1 rRNA gene and 1 CRISPR repeat array are annotated in these 3,930 nt (G+C 37.7%); the gene reads left to right on the forward strand.

From position 1 onward, the window contains the following. The first annotated feature begins 91 nt into the window (after positions 1–91). Positions 92–2,283: direct repeats of the CRISPR family, unit length 36 nt; unit sequence GTCTAATAGACTCATAAAATTTCTACTATTGTAGAT. Positions 2,284–2,867: 584 nt separating this feature from the next. Next, positions 2,868–3,930 (forward strand): 16S ribosomal RNA (locus PHV77_03180); the annotation flags it as partial.

Consider the following 3,930-nt stretch of genomic DNA (forward strand, 5'->3'; position numbering starts at 1 on the left):
GAAAACCTTTATTTGTTGGACTTACAAAGATGCATGTGGAAAATGCGATTTTATAACTCCTTTGGGAATTGTTTGTTACAAAAATACAGCTGTCTAATAGACTCATAAAATTTCTACTATTGTAGATCCCTGCCTATACCAGCATTGTAGGCCCAGGTCTAATAGACTCATAAAATTTCTACTATTGTAGATAGAATTAGCCTTGGCAGACTACAACAATGTCTAATAGACTCATAAAATTTCTACTATTGTAGATTTTGTCTTTCATGTCCTGCTGAAAATTGTCTAATAGACTCATAAAATTTCTACTATTGTAGATTCAGCACTTCGTATATTTCGTAATTATGGTCTAATAGACTCATAAAATTTCTACTATTGTAGATTGTTGCACCCTTTCCGAGTAAGTAAGCAGTCTAATAGACTCATAAAATTTCTACTATTGTAGATGACTTATGTCGGGGTTGCTCCCAACAGGGTCTAATAGACTCATAAAATTTCTACTATTGTAGATAAAAGCAGACAAAGTATGCCAAATACCGTCTAATAGACTCATAAAATTTCTACTATTGTAGATCTGAGTCATGCAGGTATTATAGGGCTGTCTAATAGACTCATAAAATTTCTACTATTGTAGATCGTGCTTTAATACCGTAACCCAATTTTAAGTCTAATAGACTCATAAAATTTCTACTATTGTAGATGCGTGCATATCTTTTGTATCTTGCGGGTCTAATAGACTCATAAAATTTCTACTATTGTAGATTGTTGTTTAGGGCAGGGGGAGCAGGCTAGTCTAATAGACTCATAAAATTTCTACTATTGTAGATCCTGCGATTTTAACATCTCTACTTTGGGTCTAATAGACTCATAAAATTTCTACTATTGTAGATCATTATATGCTGCATTTATTTTGACAAAGTCTAATAGACTCATAAAATTTCTACTATTGTAGATATATACTCCTTCAAGCTTTCCTTCCAGAGTCTAATAGACTCATAAAATTTCTACTATTGTAGATAAGGTAAGAGAATACATCTACTATGAAGGTCTAATAGACTCATAAAATTTCTACTATTGTAGATCAGCATCCCAATATTTTGCTCTATCTTGTCTAATAGACTCATAAAATTTCTACTATTGTAGATGATATGCAGAGAATTAGACCTCAATATGTCTAATAGACTCATAAAATTTCTACTATTGTAGATATTTCTTCTATTATTATCCTGTAAAAGTCTAATAGACTCATAAAATTTCTACTATTGTAGATTTGTAAAAATTCAAGAGTGATATTATTCGTCTAATAGACTCATAAAATTTCTACTATTGTAGATTTCTGTTCCAGTTAATAATCCTGATGACGTCTAATAGACTCATAAAATTTCTACTATTGTAGATGCTTGGGTTGGCGGCTATTAGTGGTGTGTCTAATAGACTCATAAAATTTCTACTATTGTAGATTTAATTATATAGAATATTCCTTTCTTTGTGTCTAATAGACTCATAAAATTTCTACTATTGTAGATTCGACTTCCGTGTTGAATATCCTGTGTGTCTAATAGACTCATAAAATTTCTACTATTGTAGATTTGGTCATTTTGGGTCTCCATTTTACGTCTAATAGACTCATAAAATTTCTACTATTGTAGATAAGGAATATCCTTACAGGGGATTGGAGTCTAATAGACTCATAAAATTTCTACTATTGTAGATTCATCATCCAAGTCATCAGTCAGGTCGTCTAATAGACTCATAAAATTTCTACTATTGTAGATCTATGGCCTCTTGAGAACAGCCTGACTGTCTAATAGACTCATAAAATTTCTACTATTGTAGATAGAATGAATGGAAAGAATTATTAGATAGTCTAATAGACTCATAAAATTTCTACTATTGTAGATCAATACGAAGACTGCAAAGCAAGGCCACGTCTAATAGACTCATAAAATTTCTACTATTGTAGATGACTCGGCTATATTAAACATAACAGTGTCTAATAGACTCATAAAATTTCTACTATTGTAGATATTTATCAAATAAATCTTGCGGAGTTGAGTCTAATAGACTCATAAAATTTCTACTATTGTAGATGATAAGTCATGCGCTATGTCTCTCTCAAAGTCTAATAGACTCATAAAATTTCTACTATTGTAGATGATTTTCATGTTCATCTCTTTAGCAAAGTCTAATAGACTCATAAAATTTCTACTATTGTAGATCTTGTATACTACCCTTTAGCTTGTATTGGTCTAATAGACTCATAAAATTTCTACTATTGTAGATGAAGTGAACGATTAGAGATATTTTTAGTCCCTGAAAACTGGATGAATAATTATCCCAGAAAGAGCCGTGGGTATATGTCAGCTAAGCAGGCAGCTTAAAAGTATCTACAAAGTAACAGCGGTTTTGGACTTGACTTTGTTGTAGTATGAGTTGCAATTCACCTAAAAAAAATATATTAAAAAAATACTTGACAAGGTTATGCTATTGTGTTATTTTGTATGAACCTTATTGTAATATTCTGTTTATCCAGCATTGATGATCATGCAGGTTGGCGGGAGGCATAGCCCGGAATTACCGCCGCAAAAGGAGGAGCTTCTTGAGAGAAGCTTTACTTGAAATTACCTGACGTATTTAAGAGATAGGCGTGTTTTTATAAGCATCGTCTTGATGCTTTTTTTTATGTCTGCTTTTTTAAAAAATGATCTTTGAAAATTGGATAGCCAAAAGCTAGCGAATAAAAAGAAACCACTTGTGCGAGGCTCTGCTTGTTGAAATACAGGCAGACGAAATCAAGTAAATTATAGCCTGACACAATGGCTTAAGGCTTTATGCCGAGAGTCATTTGCGGGCTTAGAGCAAATATCAAACTGGAGAGTTTGATCCTGGCTCAGAACGAACGCTGGCGGCGTGGTTTAGGCATGCAAGTCGTACGAGACCCCCTGAACAGAGGCTTCGGCCGAAGGGATGGGGTGTTCTAGTGGCAAACGGGTGAGTAACGCGTGGGCAATCTACCTTAAAGTTGCGGATAACCCCTCGAAAGAGGAGCTAATACGTGATGTGCCCTGTTTTTCATAAGAGAAACCGGGTAAAGGCGGGGATCCTTTTAGGACCTGTCGTTTTAAGATGAGCCTGCGTCCTATCAGCTTGTTGGTGAGGTAACGGCCCACCAAGGCGTTTGACGGGTAGCTGGTTTGAGAGGATGGTCAGCCACACTGGGACTGAGACACTGCCCAGACTCCTACGGGAGGCTGCAGTCGAGAATCTTTAGCAATGGGCGAAAGCCTGACTATGCGACGCCGCGTGAGCGATGAAGGCCTTCGGGTCGTAAAGCTCTGTCACAACGGATGAAAGTCCGGTATGTGAATAATATGCCGGATTGACAGTACGTTGAGAGGAAGCCACGGCTAACTCCGTGCCAGCAGCCGCGGTAATACGGAGGTGGCAAGCGTTGTTCGGATTTATTGGGTGTAAAGGGTGTGTAGGTGTCCCGGCAAGTCGGGTGTGAAATCCTTCAGCTTAACTGAAGAATTGCGCTCGAAACTATCGGGATTGAGTATATGAGAGGAGAGGGGAATTCTTGGTGTAAGAGTGAAATCTGTAGATATCAAGAAGAACACCTGCGGCGAAGGCGCCTCTCTGGCGTATAACTGACACTGAAACACGAAAGCATGGGTAGCAAACAGGATTAGATACCCTGGTAGTCCATGCCGTAAACGATGTGCACTAGGTGTGTCCTGTCAAAGGGGCGCGCCGCAGCTAACGCGTTAAGTGCACCACCTGGGGAGTACGTCGGCAACGATGAAACTCAAAGGAATTGACGGGGACCCGCACAAGCGGTGGAGCATGTGGTTTAATAGGACGCTACGCCTGGAACCTTACCAGGGCTTGACATGTATTTGACAGCCCTATGAAAGTAGGGCCTTCCCT

This window comes from Candidatus Omnitrophota bacterium (genome assembly GCA_028716165.1).
Classification (GTDB): Bacteria; Omnitrophota; Gorgyraeia; order JABMRG01; family JABMRG01; genus JAQUQI01.